Consider the following 996-nt stretch of genomic DNA (forward strand, 5'->3'; position numbering starts at 1 on the left):
ATACCTCTTGGAGTCGTAAATCCAGGTTCATGGATACGTTTATCCATTTTCTCCAGCCTCTTCAAAGTAGAATTCATTTTCTCACCTGCCTAGTTCGCCAAAATGTTTCAAAAGCAATTCTTTTTCATTAACATAATCTTTTAGCGGTTTACTTATATATAATGGATAAATATTGAATTCTTGTTTATTTACAGGTTGAATCATTCCTGATTGTTTAAAGAAAAGAATGAGTGTATTGGTTAGCCTTTTTACAGTTGCTGGCCTCCACAGACTCACCTTTTCTGATTCTAATGCTTTTTTTTCGAAGAAATAGCCGATGTCACTTTTAAGAAGTTTTTCTTTCTGATGATATTTGTTTACTATAACCTCATAAAAGAATTCCTTGGGAAATCGGTATGCCAAATTAAAACTAAGAAGCACCAGTGCTTTTCTGTCATGATCATTCGCTTTTGTAAAATGCTCCTTTAAAGGGTCATCCAACATTTTAGAACGCCGATACACCATTTGAAACCGATTCTCGATGCTGGAAGGACTCCTGAGTTGATAAAGGTTTTCATTCAGAATCTGATCCAATGCTTCTTTTCTATCCATGCCTTTCAACATTAAACTTATGGTTATTTCCATCTCTTTTTCGGACCAGCTTTCTTTCGTAAACCCCGCTGAATATTCCATATTACACCTCAAACTAAATGGGATATTAATTTATGACTTTTTTCATATTATTAATAATACTAAAAGTATATGAAGTATTAAAGCAGCGCCTTTAAGAGTTTAATTTTTCATCTACAAAATACTATTATTTCTCTATATATTTGGGATTAATAATTAACGACTCTTACAAATAATGTTTTTTCCATGCACCTATCATAATTGTTATTACATATTGATGTAAATTCATCTCGTAACCCTTTGGTTATAAAAAGAAAGTAGTCCCGGTTCCTTTGATTACTTATCATACTCATAAATGAAAAACCATAAGTTGAATGGTTATTGACA

1 protein-coding gene is annotated in these 996 nt (G+C 32.0%); it reads right to left on the reverse strand.

The window, feature by feature from the left end; all coding sequences use genetic code 11:
* Positions 1 to 81: 81 nt before the first annotated feature.
* Entirely contained in the window at positions 82 to 672 is a 591-nt protein-coding gene (locus tag V7137_RS27525) for a DUF1819 family protein (protein ID WP_335701017.1), read from the reverse strand.
* Positions 673 to 996 lie beyond the last annotated feature (324 nt).

This window comes from Neobacillus drentensis, from assembly GCF_036962765.1.
Taxonomy (GTDB): Bacteria; Bacillota; Bacilli; order Bacillales; family Cytobacillaceae; genus Neobacillus; species Neobacillus drentensis_C.

What these genes read in the sequence shown, in the direction of transcription:
- V7137_RS27525 (WP_335701017.1), bottom strand. Translation starts at nt 672, where the DNA reads ATGGAATATTCAGCGGGGTTTACGAAAGAAAGCTGGTCCGAAAAAGAG.